The organism is Nonomuraea longispora (genome assembly GCF_004348345.1).
GTDB classification, from domain to species: domain Bacteria; phylum Actinomycetota; class Actinomycetes; order Streptosporangiales; family Streptosporangiaceae; genus Nonomuraea; species Nonomuraea longispora.
This window is the reverse complement of sequence record NZ_SMJZ01000027.1, coordinates 1-26,930: the sequence shown is the minus strand read 5'-3', so window position 1 is coordinate 26,930 and position 26,930 is coordinate 1. Positions and strand designations below refer to the sequence as shown.

Annotated in this window: 20 protein-coding genes; 2 read left to right on the top strand and 18 right to left on the bottom strand. The window is 70.8% G+C overall.

What is annotated here, in order from left to right; all coding sequences use genetic code 11:
* Positions 1–3: 3 nt before the first annotated feature.
* The 8 genes from E1267_RS10125 to E1267_RS10090 are packed head-to-tail and all read right to left on the bottom strand — an operon-like array spanning position 4 to position 10,641.
* Positions 4–1,164 carry a sialidase family protein gene (locus tag E1267_RS10125; protein ID WP_165959540.1) on the bottom strand — a complete coding sequence of 387 codons (1,161 nt, stop codon included), beginning with the start codon at positions 1,162–1,164 and terminating at the stop codon, positions 4–6.
* Positions 1,165–1,181: 17 nt separating this feature from the next.
* Positions 1,182–2,225 (bottom strand): sialidase family protein, encoded by a 1,044-nt coding sequence (locus E1267_RS10120; protein ID WP_132332110.1) that lies wholly within the window; start codon positions 2,223–2,225, stop codon positions 1,182–1,184.
* A complete protein-coding gene (locus tag E1267_RS10115; protein ID WP_132332108.1) occupies positions 2,222–3,271 on the bottom strand; it encodes an ABC transporter ATP-binding protein in 1,050 nt (349 codons plus the stop codon). Before E1267_RS10115 ends, E1267_RS10120 begins: the two co-directional genes overlap by 4 nt.
* Positions 3,268–4,284 carry an ABC transporter ATP-binding protein gene (locus tag E1267_RS10110; protein ID WP_132332106.1) on the bottom strand — a complete coding sequence of 339 codons (1,017 nt, stop codon included), beginning with the start codon at positions 4,282–4,284 and terminating at the stop codon, positions 3,268–3,270. Before E1267_RS10110 ends, E1267_RS10115 begins: the two co-directional genes overlap by 4 nt.
* Positions 4,285–4,290: 6 nt before the next feature.
* The gene (locus E1267_RS10105) at positions 4,291–5,469 is read right to left on the bottom strand and encodes an ABC transporter permease (RefSeq protein WP_132332104.1); all 1,179 of its coding nucleotides are present in this window, start codon (positions 5,467–5,469) and stop codon (positions 4,291–4,293) included.
* 6 nt (positions 5,470–5,475) lie between these two features.
* Complete coding sequence (locus tag E1267_RS10100; protein WP_132332102.1) at positions 5,476–6,474, bottom strand: ABC transporter permease; 999 nt, start codon at positions 6,472–6,474, stop codon at positions 5,476–5,478.
* Between the two features lie 9 nt (positions 6,475–6,483).
* Positions 6,484–8,469, bottom strand: a complete 1,986-nt coding sequence (locus E1267_RS10095) for an ABC transporter substrate-binding protein (protein ID WP_132332100.1) — start codon at positions 8,467–8,469, stop codon at positions 6,484–6,486.
* A gap of 18 nt (positions 8,470–8,487) precedes the next feature.
* Positions 8,488–10,641, bottom strand: coding sequence for an Ig-like domain-containing protein (locus tag E1267_RS10090; protein WP_132332098.1), 2,154 nt, complete (start codon positions 10,639–10,641; stop codon positions 8,488–8,490).
* Positions 10,642–10,645: 4 nt separating this feature from the next.
* Between E1267_RS10090 and E1267_RS44190 the strand changes: the two genes are divergently transcribed.
* Positions 10,646–10,810: a hypothetical protein gene (locus E1267_RS44190; protein WP_161714545.1), complete on the top strand. Its 165-nt coding sequence runs from the start codon at positions 10,646–10,648 to the stop codon at positions 10,808–10,810.
* A gap of 328 nt (positions 10,811–11,138) precedes the next feature.
* On the opposite strand, the gene E1267_RS10085 is transcribed toward E1267_RS44190, so the two are convergent.
* The 9 genes from E1267_RS10085 to E1267_RS10045 form a co-directional block, all read right to left on the bottom strand.
* Positions 11,139–12,116: a sugar-binding transcriptional regulator gene (locus E1267_RS10085; protein WP_246063685.1), complete on the bottom strand. Its 978-nt coding sequence runs from the start codon at positions 12,114–12,116 to the stop codon at positions 11,139–11,141.
* A 37-nt stretch (positions 12,117–12,153) separates the two neighbouring features.
* Positions 12,154–13,725 (bottom strand): FGGY family carbohydrate kinase, encoded by a 1,572-nt coding sequence (locus tag E1267_RS10080; protein ID WP_220449402.1) that lies wholly within the window; start codon positions 13,723–13,725, stop codon positions 12,154–12,156.
* On the bottom strand, positions 13,640–14,665 hold the full coding sequence (locus E1267_RS10075; RefSeq protein ID WP_220449401.1) for a transketolase family protein: 1,026 nt from the start codon (positions 14,663–14,665) through the stop codon (positions 13,640–13,642). Before E1267_RS10075 ends, E1267_RS10080 begins: the two co-directional genes overlap by 86 nt.
* On the bottom strand, positions 14,662–15,570 hold the full coding sequence (locus E1267_RS10070) for a transketolase (RefSeq protein WP_201760883.1): 909 nt from the start codon (positions 15,568–15,570) through the stop codon (positions 14,662–14,664). Before E1267_RS10070 ends, E1267_RS10075 begins: the two co-directional genes overlap by 4 nt.
* Complete coding sequence (locus E1267_RS10065; protein ID WP_132332094.1) at positions 15,567–16,556, bottom strand: sugar phosphate isomerase/epimerase family protein; 990 nt, start codon at positions 16,554–16,556, stop codon at positions 15,567–15,569. Before E1267_RS10065 ends, E1267_RS10070 begins: the two co-directional genes overlap by 4 nt.
* A gap of 1 nt (position 16,557) precedes the next feature.
* Positions 16,558–17,460, bottom strand: coding sequence for a nucleoside hydrolase (locus E1267_RS10060; protein WP_132332092.1), 903 nt, complete (start codon positions 17,458–17,460; stop codon positions 16,558–16,560).
* A 49-nt stretch (positions 17,461–17,509) separates the two neighbouring features.
* A complete protein-coding gene (locus tag E1267_RS10055; RefSeq protein WP_132332090.1) occupies positions 17,510–18,775 on the bottom strand; it encodes a hypothetical protein in 1,266 nt (421 codons plus the stop codon).
* Positions 18,762–20,237, bottom strand: coding sequence for a pectinesterase family protein (locus E1267_RS10050; RefSeq protein WP_132332088.1), 1,476 nt, complete (start codon positions 20,235–20,237; stop codon positions 18,762–18,764). The genes E1267_RS10055 and E1267_RS10050 overlap by 14 nt, the downstream gene beginning before the upstream one ends.
* 223 nt (positions 20,238–20,460) lie before the next feature.
* Positions 20,461–22,341 (bottom strand): calcineurin-like phosphoesterase C-terminal domain-containing protein, encoded by a 1,881-nt coding sequence (locus E1267_RS10045; RefSeq protein WP_132332086.1) that lies wholly within the window; start codon positions 22,339–22,341, stop codon positions 20,461–20,463.
* Positions 22,342–23,096: 755 nt separating this feature from the next.
* Between E1267_RS10045 and E1267_RS10040 the strand changes: the two genes are divergently transcribed.
* Positions 23,097–23,978 carry an RpnC/YadD family protein gene (locus E1267_RS10040; RefSeq protein WP_246063684.1) on the top strand — a complete coding sequence of 294 codons (882 nt, stop codon included), beginning with the start codon at positions 23,097–23,099 and terminating at the stop codon, positions 23,976–23,978.
* A gap of 15 nt (positions 23,979–23,993) precedes the next feature.
* On the opposite strand, the gene E1267_RS10035 is transcribed toward E1267_RS10040, so the two are convergent.
* Positions 23,994–26,930, bottom strand: a 2,937-nt coding sequence (locus tag E1267_RS10035) for a glycosyl hydrolase (RefSeq protein WP_220449400.1), incomplete at its 5' end; no start/stop codon positions are given.

Here is a 26,930-nt window from a genome sequence, read left to right as displayed (position 1 = left end):
TCCTCAGGGCTGTTTCGCGGGCGAGTAGCTGCACCGGCGCACCACGTCGCGCCGGACGCCGTTCTTGAACTCGGTGATCGTGTGCTCGGGGTAGTTGGACAGCAGGCCCACCGCGTCGCGGAGGTACGGCTCGTTGAAGACCACGTGCCGGATGTTGTTGCGGTTGTAGGAATAGACCATGTGGATGAAGCCGTCGCCGCTCTGCGCCAGCACGGGATAGGTGAACTGCGGCCCCGACTGCGCCTCCACGTCGACGGAGTGCTCCCACGTGCGGCCCTTGTCGGGTGAGAGCGACAGCCGCATGGGGGAGCGGTGCTCGACCCACGGGTTGTAGGCCAGCACGAGCTTGCCGTCGTCCAGCCTGAGCGCGGCGACGCGCGAGTTCGGGTTGCCGATGGGCTCGGCCACGGGGGTGCTCCACGTGCGGGCGAAGTCGGTCGAGTCGCTGGTGTGGATGGCGCCGTCGCCGGTGCGCAGGTAGGCGCGCAGCCGTCCCGGCTCGACCTCCACGACGGTCGGCTGGATCGATCCCTCAGGCGTGCGGATCCAGTCGCCGTGCTCCTCCGGGTACGCCTTCCACGACGACATGTCCTCGCTGAAGACGTAGAAGCCGGAGCTGGAGCCGCCCTCGTCGTAGATGGGCAGCAGCACCTCGCCGTTGGACATGCGGATGGGGTTGGTGCCCACCATCCACCCCCACTCCTCGCGGATGGTGGCGGGGTCGCTCCAGGTCTTCCCGCTGTCGTCCGAGGTGATCAGCCGGATCGGGGCCTGCTCCCAGCCGTGGCCCTCGATCGTCACGAAGAACAGGTAGAGCCGCTTGCCGTCGGACCACAACACGGGGTTGCCGTCGGCCTTACCCGCCTCGTCGAACACCACCTCGGGCGCGGACCACGCGCGCTTGCCCGCCGCCAGCCGCGACAGGTAGAGCGCCTGGTCGGGCGCCCCCTCCGTGGTGCCGCCGTAGTAGACGGTCAGCATGTCGCCGTTCGGCGCCTGCGCCAGGCCGGCCGCGTGCACCTTGGGGACGCCGGGGTCGGGCGCGGCGACGTCCTGACGGCAGGCGTACGAGCCGGTCGGCTCCACCCGTACGTCGCCCTCCCCGGCACCGTCCGCGAGGGTGGAGGGAAGCGCCACGGCCACCGCCGCGGCCCCGAATAACATGCTCTGCCGAAGTTTCATCACAGGCCGATCTCCAGATGTTTGATGGTTTTGCGCAGGTAGGAGAAGGCGACGTCCACGCGCCCGTCGCCGCCGTCGATGACGCTCGGATAGGAGTAGCCGAGCTCGTTCTGCCAGTACTCGTCGTCGGAGTCCTGCAGGACCCGCCGGTACGGCCAGCTCTCGCCGCCGTCGTCCGACACCGCGAGCACCAGAGGGGTGCGCAGCGCCTTCTTGCGCTGCCTGCCGTTCTTGACCACCCACCGGTACTCACCGCGCTCCAGGCTCGCGTCGTTGTAGACGAGCGCCAGTCGCCCGTCCCCGAGCTTCGTGAGCTGGACGGAGGAGTCGTTGTTCGGCAGGCCGGTGCGTTCCGGCGCCGACCAGGTGCGGCCGTCTGCCGAGGTGGAGGCGTAGATCCGCCCTGCCCGCCGGTCGCGGTACATCGCCAGCAGCCGTCCGCCTGGCTGCTCGGCGATGGTCATCTGCACCAGGTCGCCGCTGCCGGGGACCGCGTGCTCGGCCCACGTACGGCCGCCGTCCGCGCTGACCTGGACGACGCTGCGGTCGCCCGCCTTGCCGCAGTGGTAGGCGGGCAGCAGCCACGTCCCGTCCGCCCGGACGAGCGGCGGGTGCCGGACGAAGACGCCCGGCTCGGCGAAGAGCACGTCCGGCTCGCTCCAGGTGCGGCCCGCGTCGGCCGACGTCCTGACCACGACGTGCGCCGTCGTCTGGTCGTACGGCTCGCTGGAGGTGTGCAGCAGCCGGACCAGCCCGTCCCCGCCGTCGAACAGCACCGGGTTCTGCTCGCTGCGCAGCGGGTCGGCGGCGACGAGCAGCGGCGTCTCCCAGCGTTCGCCGGCCAGCCGGGAGACGACCACATCGGTGCCGGGGGAGCCCTCCTCTGGGCCGCTGAACCAGGCACACAGCAGTTCACCGTCCCGCGTGCGGAGCAGGTTGGCCGCGTGGTTGTCCGGGCCGTGCGGCGCGGGCAGCAGCGCCTCCCGCGTGCCGGGCAGCGTGCCCGACGGACGGAGGACGCCGTCGAAACGGGGGTCGGTCATGCGCTCACCTTCGGGTCCTCGCGCACGTCCGGGTCGGGGACGCCGCGCAACTCCAGTTCCTCCGCGAAATGACAGGCGACGCGGCGCCCTCCGACCTCGCGCAGCGGCGGCGGGTCCGTGCGGCACACGTCCCTGGCGTACACGCAGCGCGGGTGGAAGGGGCAGCCGGGCGGCACGTGCGCCGGGTCGGCGATGTCGCCGAGCAGCTTGATCCGCTCGCGGTGCCTCCTGGCCGCCGGGTCCGGGTCGGGCACCGCCGACAGCAGCGCCTCGGTGTAGGGGTGCAGGGGCCGCCCGTACAGCTCGCCGGTCGGACCCTGCTCGACGACCTTGCCGAGGTACATCACCGCGACGACGTCGGCGACGTGCTCGATGATGCCGAGGTCGTGGCTGACGAACAGGAAGCCGAGACCCGACTCGTCCTGCAGGTCGGTCAGCAGGTTGAGGATCTGGGCCCGGACCGACACGTCGAGCGCGCTCACCGCCTCGTCGGCGACGACCAGCCGGGGCGACAGGGCCAGCGCCCGCGCGATCCCGACCCGCTGGCGTTCGCCGCCGCTGAAGGCGTGCGGGTAGCGGTCGGCGTACTCGGGGCGCAGACCGACGCGGTCGAGCAGGTCGCCGACGCGGGCGTGGACCTCCTCCTTGGTGCCGTACCCGTGCGCCCGCATCGGCTCGCCGATGATCTCGCGCAGCGTCTTGCGGGGGTTGAGCGACGAGTGCGGGTCCTGGAAGATCATCCGCACCTGCCCCCGGTACGGCTTGAGCTCCTTCTCCTTCAGCCCCGCCACGTCGATCACCGAGCCGTCCGGCCACCGGTAGAGCATGCGCCCGCCGGACGGGTCGTGCGCTCGCACGATGCACCGGCCCAGCGTGGTCTTGCCGCAACCGGACTCACCGACCAGGCCGAGCGTGGTGCCCTCCTCGACGGCCAGGTCCACCGCGTCCACGGCCCTGACCGCGCCCACCTGCCGGCCGAGCAGGCCGCTGCGGATGGGGAAGTGCTTGGTCAGGCCTTCGAGCCTGAGCAGGGGCTCCGTGCTCATCGCCGCTCCTCCCGCTCCTGCTGTTCGTCGTCGTAGAGGAGGCAGGAGACCTCGCGGTCGCCCACCACGACGCTGCTCGGGGTCACGGTGTCGCACCGGCCGGCCATGGCGCTGTCGCAGCGCGGGTGGAACGTGCAGCCGTCCGGCCGCGCGAACGGCGGCGGCACCATGCCCCTGATCGCCGCCAGCCGGGTGCGCGAGGCGCGTCCGAGCCGGGGCATCGAGCGCAGCAGCGCCTGCGCGTACGGATGCCGGGGGGCGGCGAGCACCTGTTCGGCGGCGCCGTACTCGACCACCCGGCCCAGGTACATGACGGCCATGCGGTCGGCCACCTGCGCGGCCACGCCGAGGTCGTGCGTGATCAGCATGATGGCCATGCCGAACTCCGCCTGCAGGTCCCGCAGCAGCTCGAGGATCTGCGCCTGGGTGGTCACGTCGAGCGCGGTCGTCGGCTCGTCGGCGATGAGCAGGCTCGGGCGGCACGACAGCGCCATGGCGATCATGGCTCTCTGCCGCATGCCGCCGCTCAGCTCGAACGGGTAGGCGTCGACCCGGTGCCGGGGCTTGGGGATGCCGACCCGTTCGAGCATGTCGATCGCCCGCTCGCGGGCCTCGGCCTTGCCGACGTTCTCGTGCAGCCGGACCGCCTCGACGATCTGGCTGCCGATGGTGTGCACCAGGCTCAGCGAGGCCATCGGTTCCTGGAACACCATCGCGATGTCCCGCCAGCGCACCTGCCGCAGCAGCCGTTTGTCCGCGCCGACCAGCTCGACGGGCCCGTCCTGCCGGTGCAGCGTGATCCGGCCGCCCTCGATCTGTCCCGGCGGGTCCACCAGGCGCAGGATCGAGCGGGCCATGACGCTCTTCCCGCAGCCGGACTCGCCGACGATGGCCAGCGTCTCGCCTCTGCGCACGCGCAGGTCCACGCCGTCGACCGCGCACACCACGCCGTCGTCGAGCAGGAAGTGGGTGCGCAGGTCCTCGATCTCAAGCAGCACGTCGTCTGCGGGCACGCCTGCTCACCTCTCCGTCGCCATGTTGATGGTCGCGCTCGCACGTCGCCCCGCGCGGCGCCAGAAGGGCTTCCTTCTCCGGGCTCCGCCGGCCGATCCGTACGGGTCGGCCGCGTCTCTCAAGCCGTCTCCGAAGAAGTTCATGGCGACCACGACGATCACCACCGCGACGCCCGGCGCCAGCAGCCACGGCGCGTTCGCGACGACGCGCACGTTCTGCGCGCCCTCCAGCAGCACGCCCCAGCTCACCGCCGGCGCCTGCAACCCCAGGCCGAGGAAGCTCAGGCTGGTCTCGCCGAGGATCATGGCCGGGATGGCCAGCGACAGCGAGGCGATGATGTGGCTGGCGAACGACGGGATCATGTGCCGGAAGATGATCGACAGCCGGCCGACGCCGTCCAGGCGGGCGGCGGTGACGAAGTCCTCCTCGCGCAGCGACAGGAACCGCCCCCGCACGTCCCTGGCCAGCCCGGTCCACCCGATCAGCGACAGCAGCACCGTGATGGCGAAATATCGGGTCAGCGGCCCCCAGTCCGTGGGGAGCGCGGCCGACAGCGCCATCCACAGAGGCAACGTCGGGATCGCCATCAGGAACTCGATGACCCGCTGCACGACGTTGTCGACGCCGCCCCCGAAATATCCGGAAATGCCGCCTATAAGCATGCCGAGTAAGAAGCTGGCGGCGACCCCGACCAGCCCGATCGACAACGACACCCGGGCGCCGTGGATGAGCCTGGACAGCAGGTCCCTGCCGTTCCCGTCGGAACCCAGCAGGAAGACCGGCTCGCCCTTGGTGACCGGGCCGATCAGGTGGATGTCGGACGGGATCAGGCCGAGCAACCTGTACTCGTCGCCGTGCACGAACAGCCCCACCCTGACCACCTTGGCGGGGTCCTCGGTGTAGGTCTGCGCGTACGTCGTCGCGTCGCGTTCGGTCGTGTACCCGTAGACGTGCAGGCCGTGCTCGCCCGAGTACCGCACCATCTGCGGCGGCGCGTACGTCATCGACGTGTTCGCCGTCGAGCTGGACATCGGCGCGAAGAACTCCGCGAAGATCGCCACGAAGTACACCGGGATCAGGATCGCCGCGCCGGCCATCGCGAGCCGGTGCCGGCGGAACTGCCGCCACATCAGCCGCCACTGCGGCAGCGTCCCTACTTCCTTCGTCGGTCGCCTGAGGAACATGTGGCGCTACTCTCTCTTGTACCGTTTGCGGATTCGCGGGTCCCACCAGGCCAGCGCCAGGTCACTCACCACGGTGCCGACCACGGTCAGCGTGCTGAGGATCATGATGAAGCTGCCGACCAGGTACATGTCCTGGCTCATGACCCCGCTGAGCAGCAGCGGGCCCCCCGTCGGCAGGCTCATGACGACCGACACGATGGTCTCCCCGCCGATGAGCCCCGGGAGCAGCCAGCCCACCGTGCTGAAGAACGGGCTGAGCGACATCCGCACCGGGTACTTCAGCAGCAGCTTCCACTCCGGCAGCCCTTTGGCCCTGGCCGTGTGCACGTAGGGCCGGTAGAGCTCGTCGAGCAGGTTCGCCCTGGTCACCCGGATCATGCCCGCCGTGCCGGACACCCCGATGACCAGGATCGGCACCCACAGGTGTCCCATCAGGTCCAGGACCTTGCCCAGGTTCCAGGCCGCGTCCTGGAACTCGGGCGAGAACAGGCCTCCCACGCTCGCGCCGAAGTAGCGGAACCCGATGTACATCAGGACCAGCGCCAGCATGAACTCGGGGACCGCCATCCCGATGAAGCCGAGGAAGGAGAACCCGTAGTCACCCCAGGAGTACTGCTTGACCGCGCTGTAGATTCCGATGGGGAACGCGATCGCCCAGACCATGAGCAGGGAGCTGATCGACAGGATCGCCGAGAGCGCGACCCGCTCGCCGATGAGCGTGGCGACCGGCTGATTCCAGGCAAACGATTGACCGAAGTCGCCGTGGAGCAGGATCGCGGTGATCCAGCGCCAGTACTGCAAGAAGATCGGATCGTCCAGGCCGTAGCGCAGCCTGAGGTTCTCGATCTCCGCCGGAGTGAGGCCTTCGCCGCCCGCCTGCGCGTTCGCGATCAGCGTCGAGACATAGTCGCCCGGCGGCAGGTTGATGATGACGAAGGCGGCGATCGAGATGGCCCACAGCGTCACCACCACGTACAGCAGGCGGCGGCCGAAATAACCCAGCATGCCGGCGCCTCAGAAGGAGTACTGCTCGGGCTGGGTCGGCCCGGGGTTCACGGGACAGACGGACATGGAGTCGGGCACGTTCTTGACCTCGTTGGAGACGATGCCGTACTCGTCGGGATGCGAGCTGATGCCGATCGCGTAGAACTGGTCCTTGGCGATCCGCACGACCTTCCTGGCGTGCTCCAGCGCCTTGTTGACGTCCGGCTCGGTACGCATCGCGGTGAACGCCTCGAGTTGCTCGCGGACCACCGCCGGCGGCTCGTCGCCGTTCTTGCCCTTGCTGCCGTACCACAGGGCCCAGCGGATGGCGTAGCGGGCGCTGCCGGAGTTGCTCGGCACGTAGTAGTGGCTGCCGCCGGTGCCGGTGATCACGTCGAAGTCGCTGCACGTGAACGTGGACGCCTGCGGGTTGTTGCCCATCGTGCGCTCGGTGAACAGCGTGTCCGAGACGGGATCGACGCGCAGGCTGACCCCGACCGCCTCCCAGTGCCTCTTGACGAACTCGAGCGCCTGGACGTGGTGCGGGAACTCCGCGCTGGTCATGACGGTGACGACCAGTGGCTTGCCGTCGGGGCCCAGCCGCCTGCCGGTGGAGTCCTTCTCGGTCAGCCCGGCCTTGTCCAGGTACTCGCCCGCCTTGGCGACGTCGTACTCCGTGTACTGCTTGGCGAACTCCGCGTCGTAGACGGCGTTGTTCTTGGACGGCGCGGCCTGCCAGGGCTCGCCCTGCCCGGCGTACACGCCGTCGATGATCTCCTTGCGGTTGATCGCGTACGACAGCCCGATCCGGAAGTCCTTCTTCTGGAACAACCCGCGCAGGTCGTCGTCGCCGATCGTCTGGTTGAACTGGATGATCATCGTGTTGCTCAGCCGGCTCGGCACGTTGAACAGGCGGTACTTGCCCTTCCCGGCGTTCTGCGCGACCACCGGCTTGTTCTCCGGCGTGTTGAAGTTGCGGAGCTGCATGTGGATCTCGCCGTTCATGATCTTCAGCAGCTCCACCTCGACGTCGCCGAGGAGGTCCGACCTGAACCGGTCGATGTAGGGAAGCTGGCGCCCCTGGTCGTCGACCTTCCAGTAGTACGGGTTCCGCTCGGCCACCACCGCCGTGCCGTCGCCGATCGCGGTGATGATCTTCCATGGGTGCAGCGTGGGGATGTCGGCGTTGTGCGCCCAGTCGTTCTTCTGCATGAACAGCTGGGTCCAGTCCTCGAACTGCTGCTCCTTGGCGAGCTTGTCGGCGTCCGGGTTGTACTTCTTGTGGAACTGCTTGAGGTAGTGCTTGGGCAGCAGGAACCCGGCCGCCCCGCCCCGCTCGAAGGTGGCGACCGCGATCTGGAACAGCAGGCCGGCCTTCGGCTCCTTGTAGACGTAGCGGACCGTCCGCTCGTCCACCTTCTCCACCTTGACCAGTTCGTCCGTGCTGCCGTTCTCCAGGTAGAGGTCGTAGACGCCGGTCGTGTGCAGGTCCTTGTAGACGGCCACGTCCTCGAAGGCGAAGAGCAGGTCGTCGGCCGTGCAGGGCTGCCCGTCCGACCACTTCAGGCCGTCGCGCAGCCGGAAGACGTACTCCCGGCCGTCGTTCTCGACCTCGAACTCGGCCACGTTGGGGATGATGTCGTCCGGGCCCTTCTGGCCGTTGGTGCCGGGCTTGAGCCGGACGACGGGCTCGTAGGCGAGGGTGTAGATCAGCCAGTCCCAGTCGTCCTCTCCCACCATGGCCGAGTTCCACGTGCCGCCGTACGCACCGGCCTCCTTCAGCGGCTTGACCACCAGGGGGTTCTTCGGCAGGCGCTCGGCGAGAGGCGGCAGCTTGCCGTTCCTGACCAGCTCGGCCAGCGCGGGAGCCTCCTTGGCCGACAGGTCTGCCGCCTTCGCGACCTTGCCGCCCGTGTCGGGGCTCGTGTCGAAGAAGCCGCATCCAGTGGCGGAGGCCAGCAGCAGGAAGCCGCCGCCGGCGAGCAGACCCCTCCTCGTCAACGGTCGTGGTGTCATGAGCACGCTCCTGTCTGGTCAGCCATTGATCTTCACGAGGCTGAACTGCGCCGTGGTGTAGGTGCGGACGGCGATCGCCTCCTGGTTCCCGTCGACCGCGAGGCCGACGTAGAACCGGCCGCTGCGCATCGCTATGCGCTCGTAGCCGATGCGGTCCCAGTTCAGGGAGTTGTCGGAGAGGAAGGCCTCGAACTCGTGGTCGCCGGTCGGCAGGCTCCGGCACACCAGGCGCAGCCAGTACGGCTTCACGCTCAGCGGGTCCTCGCCGTCGTACGGCCAGAGGCCGACGCTGGGCTCCTTGCCGTGCTGGGCGACCCTGATGGCCTTGGCGCGCAGTCCGGCGCCGTCGTCGCCGCTGGCGGAGTAACCGATCCCGGCCATCATGAACGGCGAGTTCGGCGCGAGGTCCTGGCGCACCATGACGCCCGCCACGGCATCGATGTGACCCGTGCTGATGTGGTCCAGCCGCGCGGTGATCTCGACGACCTGCCCCCGCTTGGTGAACCCGACCGCCTGGTGGGCGAAGTGGAAGGAGTCCTTCCAGCCGGCGATCTTGCCCGACCCCTTCAGCGTGAGCACGCCGTCCTTCAGCGCCGTGCTGCCCGGGATGGGCACCTCGCCGATGTCCTGCGCCTTCCACGGCTTGTGGGGCCTGGTGCGGGTGACGTGGATCGGCACCAGCGACGAGGTGGTGGCCGACCCCGTGCTGTCGGTCGCGCGGGCCGTCAGGCAGTAGGTGCCGTCCGTCGCGTTCTCCCAGGTCACCTGGTACGGCGCCGCGGTGGCCTCGCCGATCTTCTTGTCGCCGTGGAAGAACTCGACCGTGGCGATGGACGCGCCGTCCATGGCCTTGGCGTCGGCCTTGACGACGACGGACTGTTCGTCCTGTGCGGCGGCGAACACCTGGTCGGCCTTGGGGGAGAGGATCGCCACCTGGGGGTTGCGGGCACCGGCCCGCTGGATGGAGTTCAGGTAGCGCTCCAGGTTCGTGTACCCGCTGCCGTCCACCGTCCCGGCGTCGTCGGGGTTCTCCGGGTCCAGCCCGTTGGCGCTCTCCCATTCGTCCGGCATGCCGTCGTGGTCGCTGTCGGCGGGAGCGGGCGTCTCGGACGGCAGCGGCAGGAAGCCGCCGACGTCCTTCTGCGAGTTGATGTGGCGTCCCGTGCCCGTGCGCGCCTCGCCGACCAGCCGGGCGTCGACGGCGTCCCGCCGCGGCAGGGTGGCTCCGGCCTGTTCGAGGACCGCGGCGTACGCCTGCGCCGGGGTCTGCTCCGTGATGCCGTGCTCGAACTCCACCGGCCTGGGCAGCAGCGTGATGCCGCCGACGGGGTAGGTGATGCCGAGCGTGTTGTCGGCCGTGATGTCGTCGTGGCCCTCGACCGTGTTGCCGCTGACGTGCCACTGGCCGAACCGCCCCGGCGCCACGATCGTCCTGGCGATCGGGGGCCGCGTGTTCGGGCCCGGCTTGTAGTGGTTGCCGATGATGTTGATGCCGTTGGACCACTCGCCGCCGTAGCAGGACGTGATCCCGGGGTTGTAGATCACGTTGTTGCGGTGGTCCACCCTCAGGCTCATGCCCTCGGTGAAGCTGAAGCGCGGGTTGCGGCCGTTCTCGTGGACGAGCAGGTTGTGGTGGTAGGTGACGGTGTCGCCGCCCCACAGGCCGCCCATGCCGTGGCGGCCCTTGGGGTGCACCGAGTTCACCAGGCCCTCGGAGATGACGCACCACTGGACGGTCACGTTGGTGTTGCCGTAGACGGAGAAGCACTCGTCCACGCCCCAGCTGAACGAGCAGTGGTCGATGATGAGGTCGCGCACGTCGCGGGCGCCGAAGGTGTCGATGGCGGTGCCGAGCTCGTCGCCGCCGCGGAAGCGCAGGTGGCGCAGGATGATGTTGTCGCCCTTGATCTGCGTCTCGTTGCCGGTGACGGTGATGCCGTGCCCGGGGGCGGTCTGGCCGGCGATGGTGAGGTTGCTGCCGGTGATGTCGAGGCCGCCCTTGATCCGGATGGTGCCGGCGACCCGGAAGACGATCGTCCCGTCGGACTTGGCCACCGCCTCGCGTAATGATCCGGGGCCGTCGTCGTCGAGGGTGGTGACCTCGTACACCGCGCCGCCCCGGCCGCCGGTGGTGTACATCCCGGCCCCCTCGGCCCCGGGGAAGGCGGGCACTCCTTTGGCCCGCTCCTTCGCCTCGACGGTGGGGGTGGGGCTCGGGCTCGGCTTCGCCGCCACGCTCGATGTGCCGCTCGATGTGCCGCTCGATGTGCCCGCCCACGCCACGGCGGGCGGGGCCAACGCCGCGGACCGCACGAAATCCCGGCGGCTGAAATGTGAATGATGGCGATCGAAGCCAAGGGCCTCGGTCATGCGAAACGCTCTCTTTCCGCCCCGAATAGACAGGGCTGTGCCGTCTTTCGGCACGACTCCGGAACCACGCTGTCGTTGCTGAGAATTTTTATTCACGCATGAATGGAGTGGATTCATCACATCGTGAACGACACGGATGTGACTGTCAAGAGCGCTTTCGTACGCGAACGGAACAGCCGGTTCACGGATCCGTCACAATGACCGGGCGCGCGGACGACGAAAGGCCGCCGGGCCAGATGCCCGGCGGCCTTTCCGCGCGAGAGGAGACCCTGGGCGCGATCGCCCGGGGGAGGCGGTGGTCAGTCCTTGAGCAGCTGCTCGGCCACGCCCACGTCGGTGATCAGGGTGTTCACCCAGCCGCCCCTGAGCGCCGCCCGGATGGCGGCCGTCTTGCGGCGACCCCCGGCGATCGCGATGCGCCGGGGCACCCGCAGCAGGTCGGCGGCCGGAATGCCGAGGATGCGCCGCTCCAGCGGCGAGTCGACCAGACGGCCCTCGGCGTCGAAGAAGCGCAGGCACACGTCGCCCACCGCGCCCAGCCCGCGCAGCGTCTCCAGCTCCTCCTCGTCGATGGCGTTGCCGCTGTCACGCAGCAACGGCGACGGGTCGAGGCTGCCGATGCCGACCAGCACGGTCGTCAGCCGCGACCACGCGTCCACGACCTGCCGCACCACGTGGTCCTCCGACAGCGCCTGACGCGCCTCCGGCGTGCCGACCAGGCCGGGAGCGGGCAGGAACACCGGCTCGGCGCCCGTCAGGTCCGCCAGGTGGGCGGCCAGCCGGGTGGCCTGCACCTGCGCCGACCCCTTGCCCACCCCGCCGATGAGCTGCACGACCTCCTCGGCCACCCGCACGGGACGGCGCTGCATTGCCTCCACCGTGGCCAGCAGGCTCGCGCTCCACGAGGAGATGCCGAGGTGCTCGCCGCCGATGAGGGTGGCGTCGAGATGGGTGGCCCCGGCCGACCCCAGCGCGGCCACCACGTCGTGGTTGTTGTCGCCCGCGGCGTCCACGACGATGATCTGCTCCACGCCGTATTTCCGCTCGAGGTCCTCCTCCAGCAGCGCGTGCACGCCGCTCGGCACCACCACGACCGTGCGCACGATGCCGATCTCCGCCGCCTCCTTGAGCAGCCGGGACACCCGCGGCTGCGAGATGCGCAACTGGGCGGCGATCTGCGGCTGGCGTACGCCGTGCTCGTGGTAGAGGCGCGCGACCCGCACCAGCAGCCGCATGCGTTCGGACTCCTGGCTGAGCCGGCGCCCGGCGTATCTCACGGGCTCCCCGCCGGCACGGCTCTTCTCGAACTGACTGTCAGCTCCCACGATCGCTGGCCTCCGCTTCGGCTCCGCCGCTCCTGCTGGTCCGGTGGCGAGCCCGGGCCACTGCCGAGTGCCATTCTGCTAGGGCGCGGCGGCGCTCGCACACCGGAAGGCCGGGTGTGTAGCACCGGCCGTGGCGGGGCAGCCCGGACAGCTCCCGGCGGGACCATACACCGTACGTGATCCCGGCCAGGTGAGCGGCCCCCAGCGCGGACAGCTCCGGCCGCCTCGCCACCCGCACCACGCGCCCCATCACGTCGGCCTGCCACTGCATGAGGTCGGCGTTGGCGGTGGGACCGCCGTCGGCCAGCAGCTCGTCCACCGGGCCCGCCGCCCGCTCCAGGGCCGCCACGACGTCGCCCACCTGCAGCGCGATCGAGTCGACCGCCGCCCTGGCGAGGTCTTCCCTGCGGCTGTCGAGCCCGAACCCCGCCATGACCGCCACCGCCCGGTCATCCCACCACGGAGCGCCGAGACCGCCGAACGCGGGCACGAGCTGCACCGCGCCCCTGCGACCCCGGGCCGCGAGCCGCGCCAGCTCCTCCGGCTCCGTGCCGAGCACCCCGGCCAGCCAGGTGAGCGTCGCCCCGGCGGCCAGGACATTGCCCTCCAGCGCGTACGCGGGTTCGCCGTCCTGCCACCCGATGGTCAGGCACAACCCCTCGTCCCCGCCGGCATCCGGGCCGGCCAGGCCCATCACCGAGGAACCCGTACCGTACGTCACCTTGACCCGCCCCGGACGGCCCGCCGCGTGCGCGAACAGGGCGGCGTGCGAGTCGCCCATCACCGCGCCGACCGGCACCCCGGCCAGCGACGGGTGCAGCGCTGCGGCGTCGGCGTGCGCCTGGGGCGCCGCGGAGGGCACGACCCTGGGGAGGGTCTCCTCGGGAACGCCGAACAGCTCCAGCAACTCGGGGCTCCAGCGGCGGGCCCGCACGTCGAGCAGCTGCGTACGCGAGGCGCTGCCGACCTCGATCACGTGCCCGGCGCCCAACCGGGACAACACCCATGAGTCCACCGTCCCCAGACGGCAACCGTCACGGGTTCCGTGGTGGCCGAGCAGCCAGGCGGCCCTGGCCGCGGAGAACATCGGGTCCAGCGGCAGGCCGCTGATCCGGCGGACCATGGGCGCCGCGCCGGAGGCGGACAGCCGGGCGCACAGGTCCGCACCCCGGCGGTCCTGCCAGCTCACCAGCGGGCTGAGCGGCGTGCCCGACGCGCCGTCCCACAGGATCAGCGACTCACGCTGCACGCTCAGCCCCACGGCGGCCACCCGTCCTGGCGGCACCCCCGACAGGCACGCCGACACCGCGTCGAGGACGCTGCGCCACAACTCCTCGCCGTCCTGCTCGACCAGGCCAGGCCCCGGATGCCGCTGCGCGAGCGGCGCGGAGGCCCGCGCCACCGGCTCGCCCGCGACGTCCACGAGGATCGCCTTGGTCGCGCTGGTCCCCTGGTCGACACCCAGCACCAGCGGATCACCCGTCGTCAACGCCCACACCCCCCGCCCCGCCCGCTCCGAGTCCACCTGCTCCGAGTCCACCTGCTCCGAGCCCGCCAGCATCGAGGCCCAGCACGTCCAGCGTCGCGCGGGCGATGCCCCCGGCGGTGAGCCCGAAGTGTTCGAGCAGGAACGCCGTCTCCCCGGTCGGCGCGAACGTACGCGGACCGAGCAGCCGCATCGGCACCGGCCTGGTCTCCAGCACGACCTCGGCCACCGCAGCCCCAAGGCCGCCGGTGGGCACCGCCTCCTCGGCCGTGACGACCGCACCGGTCTGCCGGGCCGCGGCGACGATCTCCTCACGGTCGAGCGGGCTGATCGTCGACACGTTCACCACCCGCGCGTCCACCCCGTGGCCGGCGAGCAGCGCGGCGGCGCTGAGCGCGCGGCTGACCATCGTGCCGGTCGCCACGAGCGTGGCGTCCGCGCCGTCCCGCAGCCGCGCCGCCCGCCCGTAGGTGAAGGCGGGCTCGCCGGGCGGTGAGACGTCCGGCACGGGGAAGCGGCCGATCCGCAGGAACGCCGGCCCCGTCGTCTGCGCCGCCCACCGGACGGCGGCGCTGGTCTGCGCGGGATCGGCGGGTACGACCACGGGCAGGTCGGCGATGGCCCGCAACCACGACAGGTCCTCGGTCGAGTGGTGGGTGGGCCCGAGCGCGCCGTAGGCCAGGCCGGGGCTCATCCCGCACAGCTTGACGTTGGCCAGGCTGTAGGCGACGTCGGCCTTGATCTGCTCCAGCGCCCGCGCGGTCAGGAACGTCGCCGCCCCGCACACGAACGGCACCAGCCCCGCGTTGGCCAGCCCCGCGCCGATGCCCACCATGTCCTGCTCGGCGATGCCGACGTTGATCAGCCGTTCGGGGAACTTCCGGGCGAAGGCGGCCAGCTTGCTCGACCCCACCGAGTCGTTGCACACGGCCACGATCCGGTCGTCGGCGCGGGCCAGCCGCACCAGCTCCGCGGCGAAGGCGTCCCTGCAGTCGTACGTCTCCTCGACGGTCAACGCAGTTCCTCGAGCGCCATGCGGGTCTGCTCGGCGTCCGGCACCTTGTGATGCCACTCCACCCGGTCCTCCATGAACGACACCCCTCGCCCCTTCACGGTCCTCGCGATCACGCAGCGCGGCCGCGACCCCGCGTGCGGTGCGGTCACGGCGTCCAGCAGCGCCAGATGGTCGTGGCCGTCGACCTCGGCGACCTCCCACCCGAACGCCCGCCACTTGTCCGCGAGCGGCTCCAGGTCGTTGGTGTCGCCGGTACGGGCGCCCTGCTGCAGCCCGTTGCGGTCGATGACGGCCGTCAGCGACGACAACCCCCGGTGCGCCGCCGTCATGGCGGCCTCCCAGTTGCTGCCCTCCTGCAGCTCGCCGTCGCCGAGCACGACCACGGTCCTCGCCGGTGACCCGCGCAGGCGCAGGCCGACCGCCACGCCGACGCCGACGGGCAGCCCGTGCCCGAGCGGGCCCGAGCTGGTCTCGACGCCCGGCACCGCCCTGCGGCTGGGGTGGCCGTTGAGCGGCGACATCGGGGCGGCGAACGTGGCGAGCCGGTCCGCGGGGAAGAACCCGCAGGTCGTGAGCGTGGTGTAGAGGGCGACCGAGCAGTGTCCCTTGCTCAGGATGAGGCGGTCGCGCTCGGGCCAGTCGGGTCTGGCCGGGTCGATGCGCAGCACGGCGCCGTACAGCGTGGTGAGGATGTCGGTGACGGACAGGTCGCCACCGGTGTGCCCGAGGCCCGCCGCGTGGATCGTGCTGATCGCCGTACGTCTGATCCCGCCCGCCAGCGCGGCCAGCGCGGCGGCGCGGGCGGCCCGGTCGGCGTGCGCCAGCCGGTCGCGCAGCCGGCGCCATGCGCCGATGGCGTCGTGGTCGGGCAGCAGCAGGCCGCCGGCGGCCTGGGCGAGGGTCACGGCGTCTCGCGGGCGGTTCCGAGCGCCGACCAGAGCAGCGCCTGCGCCGCGAGGGCGTCCTGCCGCTCCTGCGCCTCACGCAGCGCGTCGAGGTCCACGCGGTCGCACACCTGCTCCAGCATGCGGATCGTGGCGATGCTCTGCGACAGCGCGCGTACCGGATCCTCCCTGAAGGGGAACTGGTCGAGCAGGACCGGCGCGCTCCAGCCGATGCGCCGCACCGCCAGCAGGTACTCGATGGTCTCGAACAGGTGCACCGACGCCACGGGCAGGTCGTCGTCCCAGCCGCGCCAGTTGTCGTTCAGCTCCACCGACACCAGCCGCCCGCGCCGGTGCACGAGCTGCACCGCCTCGGCGGGCGTCTCGCCGGCGAGCAGGGAGTGGCCGAAGTCCATGACGATGCCGACGTTCGGCTGCCCCGCCTCCTCGATGGCGAGCAGGGTGCGGGCCGCGTCGGAGAGCGTGATGCGCACCCGCGGCTCCTTGGCCTTGTACTCGATCGCGAACCGCACGTCCGGGTGCGCCGAGGCGAGTTCGCGGATCGCGGAGACCGTCAACTCCCACAGCCGCGCGTAGTCGGCCTGCCCCGGCATGTCGAAGCCGTCCTGGCCGGGCCAGAACTTCACGTAGCCGGCCCCGAGTTCCCGCGCGACGGCGACGGCCTCGTGCACGCGCTCCACGGCGCGCTCCCGCACGGCGGGGTCGGGGTTGGTGAAGGCGCCCTTGGCGAACTCCCGCGTGTACAGGTGCGGCGTGATCGCCCTGGCCCGCAGGCCGCGCTCGGCCAGCGCCGCCGCCAGCTCGGACGTCTTGGAGACGCCCTCGGCGAACGGCACGTTGATGTCGAGGCACTCCAGCCCGTCCACGGAGGCCGCCAGGTCGAGCATCTCGGTCATCGTCCTCGACGGGCCGTAGCCGTCGGTCGCGTACCGGTCGACGATCTGCCCGAACGCCCATATCCCGGCGCCGAACGTCAGCGCGCTCATGTCACACCCTCCTCTGCGCGAAGGCCCGCAGCTTGGCGAAGAAGTCCTCGTGGATGAACCGTGCGTCGATCGAGTCGTAGGTGCGGATGGGCCGGTTGACGACGGAGAAGTCGTGCGAGCCGTCGTGGCGGAAGTTCGGAGCGGGCCGCTCCACCCACGTCCCGCACGCCGGGTGCAGCATCAGCCCGATCGCGGGGGAGTCGCCCAGCACGCGGAACTCGATCGACCCGCCGTGCCGGCTCTCGTTCCACTCGACGAGCTGGCGCACGAGGTAGTCGCCGATCTCGCCGCACGGCGCGACCTTCTCGTCCAGCTCGGCGTAGCCGACCGCCATCATCCGGTACGTCGGCGCGGGGACCTGCCAGACCCGCAACGACGAGGAGAACACGATGTTGGCCGCCACGATGTCGTTGGACAGGTTGAACTCGGGGCGTCCCGGCTCGCCCTCCCTGCCGTCGTATCCGCCGCCGCCGATCCAGACCACGGTGACGTCCCGTTCGGCGATGCGCGGCTCCAGCAGCAGGGCCGAGGCCATGTCGGTGAGCGGGCCGAGGAACGCCACGAACAGCGGCTCCTCCACGTCGCGCATGGCCTCGGAGATGATCAGCTCCACGCCGGGCGTCCTGACGGGGGTGCCGACGTCGGGCAGCGCGTACGGCACGCCGTCGGCCACCGGCACCCGGCCGTCGAGCTTCGTCAGCCACAGCAGCAGCTCGATCTCCTCCCGGCTTTCCTCCAGGCTCGACCGGGTGCGCCTGTTGCCGAAATGCGCGGCGATCAGGCCTCGAATGTCGAGACTCGGGGAGAGCAGGGCGTGCACGATCGCGAATTGGTCGTCCGCCTCATTCTTGGCATCGGTGTTCACGATCACCCGGCGCCGGTGGGAAAAAGTCCTGACCGCCACGCAACCCTCCGTCTGAATATTTATTCAGCAATGTATCTATATTCCGATATTAGGTTGTGATATTTGAGGTGTCAAGATCCCAGAGGATCACGGAAAGGGCGTGCGGCGAGATGGTGTGGTCCTCGTGCGTGGCGTCCTCCAGGATGTCCCACCGGCCCTCCTCGGGCCGCCCGCCCGCGAGCAGCGCCACCCGGTCGCGCACCGGGGCGTGGTACGCGCGGTGCCCGACCCCGTTGAAGCAGCAGTCGTCGAACCGGTTGAGGACCTGCAGCTGGCCGCGCCCCCGGCCGACCGAGGCCAGCACGTACATGTCGAGGAAGTCGTCGGACTCGGCGGCGTAGAAGCCCGGCAGCGCCTCCTTGGTCTGCTCGAAGTCGCCGATCGTCGGGCTCGGCTTCGGCGAGGCCGGGCGCAGGAAGAACGGCAGCGACCCGGCCACCGGATAGCTGCGCGTCACCCGCGGGTCCAGCGCGGAGTAGACCGTGGTCGTCCAGCCGCCGCCCGACAGGCCGACCATCTCCACGGAGGCCGGCCGGTACGTCGCCGTCGCGTAGTTCAGGGTCACCGTGATCGGTTCGAGAAAGAACGTCAGCGTCGAGAACCCGGCCCGCTCCCACGGCGGCAGTTCCCGGTGTGACGGGCCGGGCAGCAGCGTGTCCGGGTCGTCAGGGTCGGCGATCTGCTGGGCGTTCCAGTGGTGGAACGGCATCGCGTACGCCATCACCCGGTAACCCCGGTCGAGCAGCTCCTGGACGGTGCGGAGCATGGTGTCGAACGGCTCGCCGTGCCCGTTGTGGTACAGGGCCAGCCGCCGGTTCCAGCGCTTGCGCGGCAGGAGGTCGTACACCTTGGCCGAGACGCGGTAGCGCAGCGGGACCGTCAGCAGATCGATCCTGCGCACGCCGGTCAGCGAGGCGAAGTCGGGCGCCTCGACACCTCTCTTCACCTCCGGCAGTGACGTGGGCAGGCCCGCGCCCTTCCAGATGTAGTCCGCCATGGCCTTGCGCCTGGCCGCGATGTCGGCGGCCGAGTGCATGCCGATCAGCGGCTCGATGTCGACGCCCGCCACGGCCGCGGGCAACGTCCTGTACTCGGGGCCGAACCTGGCGGCGACCTCCTGGTTCACCGGCGCGACCGGGCGCGGCGGCCTGGCTCCTGCCCCGGCCCGCGGGGTGGTGTGCGCGGCCTGCGCGGTGGCCGCCGCGGCCGGCGCCGCCGCGCCCGCGACGACGGCCGCGCCGAGCCCGCCCAGCACCCCGCCCAGCATCCCGCGCCGGCTCGCCACTCCCGTGTCCGTCCCGTCATTCGTGTGCATCAGGCGTGCTCCCGTGCTCTCCGCGGTGGCCCCGCTCCGGATCCCAGCCGCCCAGCACGTACGCCGGGTCGCTCCACTGCTTCGCCTCGGCGTCCGTGAGCTGGCGCGAGCAGGCCAGCCGCCGCGAGGTGTCGATCGCGCGGCCGGACAGGTCGGTGCTGTCGTACTCCCAGAAGGACGTCTGCCGGGCCTGCGCGCAGTCGTCCGGGTCGATCTGCCAGCCGGCCGGGTCGATGTGGCCGTCCATCTCGGTGTCGATGTACACGACCTGGCTGTGCGTGAAACGCCAGACCGCGCTGCGGCTCAGCGCGACCGAGCCGTCCGGAACGCCGGGAGCCCGTGTCAGCTTGGTCCTGACGAACACCGTGCCCGGCCGGGTCTCGTCGTTGCGGCTCTGCGAGATGTAGCCGCGGTCGGTCGACTCCAGCACCGTGTCCTGGATGAACACCGTGCCGGTGCCCCAGACGAAGTCGGTGTCGCCGCTGATGTGGCTGTCGGTCACGAAGCCCTTGCCCTGCAGGCGCAGCGTGTCCTGGAAGCTGCGCAGGTGCACGCGTTCGAGCGCGATGCGCTCGTTGTTGCCCCGGAACGCCTCGGCCTGCGAGCCGCCGTCCGGCGTCGTGTTGTGCACGGTGACGTCGCTCATCCGGAAGTCGGAGGCGTCCACCCCGAACGAGGCCCGCCAGCAGTTGTGCAGGTCGGACGTCTCCAGCACGCGGCGCGGGCACACGTCCTCGGGGCCGCCGTCGCTCAGCGCCTTGTCGCCGTTGCGCAGGTCGTTGTTGGGATAGCGGATCACGGTGCGCTTCGCCCCCGCGCCCCGCACGGTGATGTGCGGGCGGTCCTCGCGGACGTAGACGATCTCGGTGTAGACGCCGGGCCGCACGTCGATCGTCACCGGGGTCGTGTTGCCGGTCGGCACCGCGTCGATGGCGCCCTGCACGGTGCAGAAGTCGCCGGCGCCCTTGGCCGACACCGTCAGCCGGCCGGGCTTGGGCTCGCGCCTGGTCGTCGTGAACCGCCAGGCCCGGGGGTCCCGCACGCCGTCGAAGCCCGCGAACACGCCCTGGTCGACGGTGACGTAGTACTCCTGGCCGTACTCCAGCCGGTGGTGCAGGTAGACGTCGGCCCGGTGGCCCTCGATCATGATCGATTCGTACGAGAAGTCGTGCGGCAGTCCCGTGTCGGAGATGGCGCTGCCGACGTTCTTCCTGTCGGTCTTCGCGGTGGCGGCCTCGATGCGGTCGGCGAGTGTGCCGTCGGCGCGGCGCACCTCGATCGCGCCGGTCGTGCCCAGGGCCGGCGGCTCGGGGAACGTGATGGTCAGGGGCGTGTCGACGCAGGTCCCGCCGCCCCGCCCGGGCACCGAGAAGCGCGGCTCGTCACCCGCCTCGGCCTGTGCGGTCACCGGGCATAAGACGAGCGCCGCCGTGGTCGCGAGCACCGTGATGGTTGCCTTCACCTGCACCTCTCGTGGCGAATGGATAATTGGCTGTGAATAGATATGTATACGTCTCAGCAGGTCCGGTCAAGGCCGCAAAGCCCCCTGTTCGCTCGCGTCCATGGCTTCCGCAGGGCATCGGGCAGGTTCCAGGCCGGGAAAGGGCCGACGAGGAGAGGCCGCGAACGCGCGGAGGCCGCCACCCGATGCGGGTGGCGGCCCTGGAGAAACGGGCAGGAGAGCCCTACCGTTGTTCGGCGACGGTGAAGCGCAACTCGTCGGTGAACTTCCGGCCGTAGGAGTCGGTCGCGGTGACCCTCGCCCTGTGCTCGCCCTCGGCGAGGTCGGCGGGCAGCTCGAACCGCCAGAGATGCATCGACCGGTCCGCGATGCTGGCGTCGCCCACCAGTTGCCGTGCGACGGCGTGCGGGTCGGACCACTCGGGGCCGACCAGTTGGTCCTCGCCGCGGAGGTCCTGCGTACGCGTGGCCTCGCGCGCCGGGCCGTGGTCGATCGAGACCTTGACCGTGGAGCCGGTGGAGCCCATCCAGAAGTTAGTCGTGAGCCAGGTGCGCCCGTTCAGATCATCGCGATCCACGACATTGGGGTCACCCAGTTCCGGCGCCTCTCCTTGCTGATCCTCGTTCCAGGCCTGCCGCGCGGCGTACCACTCACGATAGGCCGGGCTGTTGAGGCCCAGCTGCGTCTGCACCCTGTCGCTCTTGCCGGTCACCGTGTACCGCTCCTTGAAGGAACTGCCCCTGATGTCGAGGGTGAGCAGGCCCGGCATGCCGCCGTCGCGTCCGACGGCCACGGGGTAGCCCTCGTCGGTCAGCTCACCCGAGTACCAGTCACCGGAGATGGCGCCCGCCGTGATGTGCGGGAACGGCAACCCTTCGACGCCGAAGAGGTCACGCCAGCCCTGGGCGAGGTCGCCGGTCTTCATGTTCTCGATGGAGTGGCTGTGCCCGGAGACGGCGACGGCCTTGCGGCCGTCCAGCAGTTCGTGCACCTTGCGGACCTGGTCGACGTTGTGGATCGGGCTGCCCTCGTCGGCCCAGTTCAGCAGGGAGATGTGGCCGGCGACCACGATGAGCTTGCCGCGGTCGACCGTGGCCAGGTCCCGCTCCAGCCATGTGAGCTGGTCCTCGCTGAGCCTGCCGTTGTACGCCGCCTTGCCCGCCGGGTCGTCGCACTGGGGCCGCAGGCCGTCGGCGTTGTCCACGTCGGGGGTGCACGGGTAGCGCACCGTGTTCAGCGCGACGACGTGCACCTCGCCCACGTCGTACGAGTAGTACGCGGGCGCGAGCTGCGCGCGGAAGGTGTCGAACGAGTGCTCGGCGGTCTCGGCGTCGAAGTCGAGGTCGTGGTTTCCGGGCAGGAACCGGGCCGGCCCGTTGGTCAGGCTCGTGAGCTCCTTCACGTCCGGGTAGAGCGACAGGTCGTCACCGACGACGTCACCGATGAAGAGCGTGCCGCATCCCTGGTAGTCGTGGCGCTTCGCGAGGTCGGCCATCGCACCCTTGCGGGCGTAGCCGATCTCCGTCTTGTTGTAGGGCTGCAGGTCGCCCGCGATCACGCAGTGCTGTTCCCTGGTCTTCGTCCGCGTGCTCCGGACGACGGGGAAGTTCACAGCGTTCGGAAGGGCGCCGGTGGGGGCGATGCCGCCGTAGCGCAGCTCGGGCGAGCCCTCGGGCAGGTGGTTGTAGTGGAACTGCGCCACGTTGGACGCGTCCACCGGCACCTGGTAGCCGGCCGGCTGCGTGATGAACACCGTCATGTTGTCGTAGACGGGTAGCCGGTAGCGGCCGCGGGAGTCGGTGGTCACCACGTCGCGCCCGTTCGACACCACGACGTCGCGCAGGCCGGGCTCGTGCCGGTCGTGGACGCTGTCTCGGTCACGGTCGTCGAAGACGGTCCCGGTCAGGACCGAGGGGTCGGCCGGGCCGTCAGGGGTGCGGACGACCTCGACGTGGCCGCGGTAGGCGGTCTTGTTCCAGGCACCGTGCAGCGTGCTCGCCGCGGCGCCCGAGGCGGGGCCGATCGCGACGGCTGAGCCGGCAACCAGGGAGGTGAGGGTCAGGGCGACGCGGAGTCTGATGCCTTCTCGGGAGGGACTCAACATAAGCGTTCTCCGGTGAGTCGTTCGGTGCGGCCGTCATGGCAGCCGAACGATCTTTTCCGAGAGAGCTGAACAGCGGCCCCTGTGCGAGAGAACGCCAGCGGTCCGGAGGCCGGCCCGCGGGTGATCCAACGTGGGGGCGCATCGAATTTCTGTTTCGCCGACACCGGGAGGGGTGAGAAAGCATGTCGGTCTGCCATGCCGGTGCGTCGCCCACCGGCCATCCGACGATCCACCCGCCGCGCGGGTCATGGCCTCTCTGGTGCCGCCGTGCCGGCAACCCGCCCGGGGATGGTTGTGTTCATCTACGGGATGAGGCCGGGGCGTCCCCGTGGCTGAGCAGGAGTTTGCGCAGCAGGGCGGCCGGTTGGTCCTGTTCGGTGGGTGACAGTGCGGCCAGGGACCGGGCATCGGCGCCACGCCGGTCGGCGGCGTGATCGAGGTGTGGGATCCAAACCACGTCCACCTCGTGGCTGGACCGGCGTTCCGGATCGTTGACGACGCCGTGACCGACCTCCGCCGGGACGCCGTTGAAGGCTTCTGCCCCTGCCAAGTCCGCGGCCCAGATGCGGCAGACCTCTTCGAAAGAGCGGGCGGGCGTCGCGGACCGCGAGGGTGCCGCTGCCGTGCTTGACGAGCCAGCCGGCAGTACTTCTCCGGGAACCACTCTTCGTTACGACAGAATCTACGTCACTGTCCGAGTTCGTTATGTGACAATGAGTGTCATGCCGTCCCCCCGACACGACGCCCTCGTCCAGATGTTCACCGACCGCCCTCAGCTGGTGGTGGAGATCCTGCGTGACCAGATGGGAGTGAACCTGCCCGACACTCCACTGATCCAGCAGGAGGAGCGCACCTTCAACACGCGGCCCTCCGACGACATCGAGGCCGACCTGGTTCTCACTCTTGGGCCACCGCAGTCCCCCGCACACGCCGTCATCGTGGAGATCCAGCAGGGCACGTCCAAGGATCCTCGGCAGTTCGCCCGCTACGCCGCCTCGTTGTGGCTGCTGCTGGGCTGCGACGTCACAGTCCTGGTCGTCTGTCCCGACCGTGCGACCGCCGCCTACTACGCGCAGCCGATCGATTCAGGGCTGACCGGCTACCGCCTGCAGGCGCGCGTGCTGGGGCCGGACGGCATTCCGGTCATCACCGACCCCCAGGAGGCCGCCGCTCACCCGGGCCTTGCAGCCATGTCCGTCATGGTCCACGGTCGTGACCGCAAGGTCATCGAGGCGTTCGCCACAGCACTGTCCACCACCCGTGACGATCACGCTACGAAGTATGCTGAATACGCCTACAGCATGTCCGCGCCCGAAATTCGCTGCCTCATGGAGGAGATCATGACGTCCACCGACTGGCCGGTCTACACACCCTGGGGTCGCGAGCACTACGGCCGCGGCCTCAAAGAAGGCAAGGCAGAAGGCAAGGCAGAAGGCAAAGCAGAAGGCAAAGCGGAAGAGGCGGCCAGAATGGTGCTGCTCGTGCTGACCGCCCGCGGCTTCGACGTCCCCGACGACACCCGTACCCGGATCATCTCCTGCACCGACCTGGCACAGCTCGAGAACTGGGCTACCCGCGCGGCCACCGCCCGGATCCTCCAGGACCTGTTCAACGAACCGGGTGAAGAGTGTCGTTAGCGCACGTCCGGCGGTTCACGGGCGCACACGCGCCTCCCCGTAGGGCACCAGCCTGACGGGGCCGATGAGCCCGTACGGTTGCCGTTTCAGCCCGCCGTAGACGTCCGGGTCCGCCACTCTGAGCCGGTTGCCGAGAGGGGTGGCGACCTCGACCTCGATGGTGTTGGTCCTGCGCCTGAGGTAGGGGCCGGCGTCCACCACGGGGGAGATCTGGTCGGCCGGGTCCAGGCAGCGGCCGTTGACGCGCACCCTGCACGTGTCGGTCACCTCGCCCAGCTCCAGGTACGCCGGGCCGTCCAGGTCGACCGTGGTGGTGTAGGTCCCGATGCCCGACACGTCGGCCAGTCCGGGGAGCTCCGCCCAGGGAACGAGCGTGTCCAGGTCCAGCTCGTGGATGACTTTCGAGGTCTGCGTCGGCGTGGCGCCGGGCTGCCAGTCCTCGACCCTGAGCCGCCACGACGACAGCTCCACGGGCGGGGGGACCTCGCCGACGGCCGTGGTGACGGTGCGGCCGGTGGAGAGGGTGGTGGTGTAGGTGCCTGCCTTGGCGGCCCGGATGGCGAGGTCGCCGCCGGTGTAGAGGGCGCGGTCCGCGTCGGTGGCGGTGGCGTGGGGGAGCCGGCCCGTACGGTCGCCGAACAGCCCGGCCCGGCCGATCGCGACGATCCGGGCCTGCCCGGGCTGGAGGGCGACGCGCAGGCGGATCCCGTCGGGCTCCTCCGTGTACAGCGCGATCCGCTCGGCCCGCCCGGTCCACGGGTCCAGCAGGTACGGGACTCCGTGGCGGTCCGCGCGGGCCAGCGTGACGTCGTGGTCGATCGGGGCGACCGGCGGCTTGGGGTTCTCGACGTGCCTGCCGTTGCACAGGTAGTAGTAGTCGATCTTCCCGGCTGACCGTCGCAGGGTGAGCAGCGTGCTGGGGGCGGCGTACCGCACGTCGGGCCGCACGCCGAGGGAGGCGAGCGCGCCGGGGACGTCGGCCTGGCCGGCGACCATCCGCACCGTGGGCTCGGCCAGCAGCGCGGCGACGAGTTCGCGGAGCCGCTCGTTCTCGCCGTCCCGGGGCAGGCCCGGCACCGAGGCCGACTCCCACGCGCCGAGCAGCACGATGGGCAGCCCGGCCCGCGCGTACTCCAGCAGCCGCCCGGCCACCGGCACCGTCATCGTGGGCTCGCCCGCGTAGAACTTGTCGCCCTCGACGAACAGCGCCTTGTAGGCGGGCCCCGACGGCGCGAGCCGGCCGCCGGAGACGCGGGCGGCGGGCAGGTCGAGCAGGGGGCCGCTGACGAACTGGTGGGTCCAGCCGGTGGGGATGCCGTCGCCGGTGAACCAGGAGGCGCCGATGCCGGTCTTGGTGTAGCCGGTCTGCCGCAGGACGGCGACGTCGGCTCGGGGCACGCCCTCACGCAGGACCTCGTGGACACGGGCGAGATATCCAGAAATATCGGATACGTGGTGCCAGGTCGGCTGGCGCGGCCCCCACGACTCGGCATAGCCGGCCGTCCCGTCGTACGGCGTGAACGCGGCGAACCCCGGCCAGGCCGCCCCCGGCGCGCTCGCGTAGCTGAACCCGTGCAGCACCGTCTGGTTGAGCCCCGCCGCGTACGCGCCCCCCATGGTGGTGAGCAGCCTCGTCCACGTCGTGGTGTAGGCGCCGCCCGCGTACGCCCCCGCCTCGCTGGACAGCAGCTCGTGCCCCGCCAGGTCCCGGCCACCGGCCAGGCAGCGGTAGTCGTCGAGGTTCTTGAACCCGAGCGACTCGCCCTCGGGGATGTCCAGCACGGCCGCCGCCGCGATGGCGTCGGTCCGCAACCCGTACGGCTGCGCGCGCAGCTTCAGCCCGAGCGAGTGGGCCCAGTCGCGCAGCCCGGCGAAGTGGTGCTCGTTGAACAGCTCGGAGATCGTGTCCCAGTAGTCCTTGCGGGCGTGCCGGGTCATGGCGGCCTCGTACGCGAAGACCGGGTCCTCCTCGGCCAGCAGCACCACCGGCAGCAGGGGCGCGAGCGGGTGGCCCCGCCGCCGCCCGAACTCCTCCAGCAGCCCCGGCGTCCACGGCAGCGCGTCGGTCTCGATCTCGATGGAGTCCTCGAACAGCGCGCCGCCCGCCTTCTTCAGCAGCCGGCGCGTGGCGGGCGTGAGCAGCTCCGACTCCCAGTGGTCGATGACCGCCTGGGTGCCCGCCGCGCTGAAGTGGTCGACCACGTACGCCTCGGGCGCGGTGTGCGGGCCGGACTCGGGGCGCTGGCCGGAGCCGCGCTCCCAGTAGGAGATCAGCACCCACTCGCCGTCGGCGGGCGCGGTCCAGGTGACGTTCTCGCCGGTCACGGGCACCTCCCGCACGGAGGCGGGGTCGAGGCCGGTTTCGTCGCCGGTGGAGTGGGTGGGCTCGACCTTGGCGGCCTGGACGAGCAGCAGTTTCCGCTCGGTGACGCCCTCGCCGGGCGGCACGGCCGGGGGCGGCGCGGCGCCCGCGTACGTGGCGCCCGCGGCGACGGTGACCGAGCCGTGGGCGAGCTCCTTGACCGCGGCCGGGCTGTCCGGGGTGATGGACGGCACCGCCGCCGGCCAGGACGGGCCGACGGTCAGGTCGATGCGGATGCCGCGCCTGGCCGCCTGGTCGAGCGCGGCCTCGACGGCGGCGTTCCACGCGGGGGTGCCCCAGCCGTGGCCGGCGGGGTCTAGCACGGACTTGTCGCGGATGCTGTGGTGCACCGCCGCGATCTCCGCGCCGCCGAACCCGGCGGCGGCGAGCTGGTCGACCTCCCGCCGGATCTCGGCGGGATCGACGTGGGCGTCGGGCCACCACCAGCGCACCATGGGCCGCGCGGACCGGGCCGGGCGAGAGGACCAGATCCTCCCCGGCCCACCGACGGCGGGCGTTCCGGAAAGGGCGAGCGTGGCCGTGGCGGTGCTCAGGAAGAGGAAGCCGCGGCGCGTCAGATCGTTCATGGG

What these genes read in the sequence shown, in the direction of transcription:
- E1267_RS10125 (WP_165959540.1), bottom strand. Translation starts at nt 1,164, where the DNA reads ATGTTATTCGGGGCCGCGGCGGTGGCCGTGGCGCTTCCCTCCACCCTC.
- E1267_RS10120 (WP_132332110.1), bottom strand. Translation starts at nt 2,225, where the DNA reads ATGACCGACCCCCGTTTCGACGGCGTCCTCCGTCCGTCGGGCACGCTG.
- E1267_RS10115 (WP_132332108.1), bottom strand. Translation starts at nt 3,271, where the DNA reads ATGAGCACGGAGCCCCTGCTCAGGCTCGAAGGCCTGACCAAGCACTTC.
- E1267_RS10105 (WP_132332104.1), bottom strand. Translation starts at nt 5,469, where the DNA reads ATGTTCCTCAGGCGACCGACGAAGGAAGTAGGGACGCTGCCGCAGTGG.
- E1267_RS10100 (WP_132332102.1), bottom strand. Translation starts at nt 6,474, where the DNA reads ATGCTGGGTTATTTCGGCCGCCGCCTGCTGTACGTGGTGGTGACGCTG.
- E1267_RS10095 (WP_132332100.1), bottom strand. Translation starts at nt 8,469, where the DNA reads ATGACACCACGACCGTTGACGAGGAGGGGTCTGCTCGCCGGCGGCGGC.
- E1267_RS10080 (WP_220449402.1), bottom strand. Translation starts at nt 13,725, where the DNA reads ATGCTGGCGGGCTCGGAGCAGGTGGACTCGGAGCAGGTGGACTCGGAG.
- E1267_RS10065 (WP_132332094.1), bottom strand. Translation starts at nt 16,556, where the DNA reads ATGAGCGCGCTGACGTTCGGCGCCGGGATATGGGCGTTCGGGCAGATC.
- E1267_RS10055 (WP_132332090.1), bottom strand. Translation starts at nt 18,775, where the DNA reads ATGCACACGAATGACGGGACGGACACGGGAGTGGCGAGCCGGCGCGGG.
- E1267_RS10045 (WP_132332086.1), bottom strand. Translation starts at nt 22,341, where the DNA reads ATGTTGAGTCCCTCCCGAGAAGGCATCAGACTCCGCGTCGCCCTGACC.
- E1267_RS10040 (WP_246063684.1), top strand. Translation starts at nt 23,097, where the DNA reads ATGTTCACCGACCGCCCTCAGCTGGTGGTGGAGATCCTGCGTGACCAG.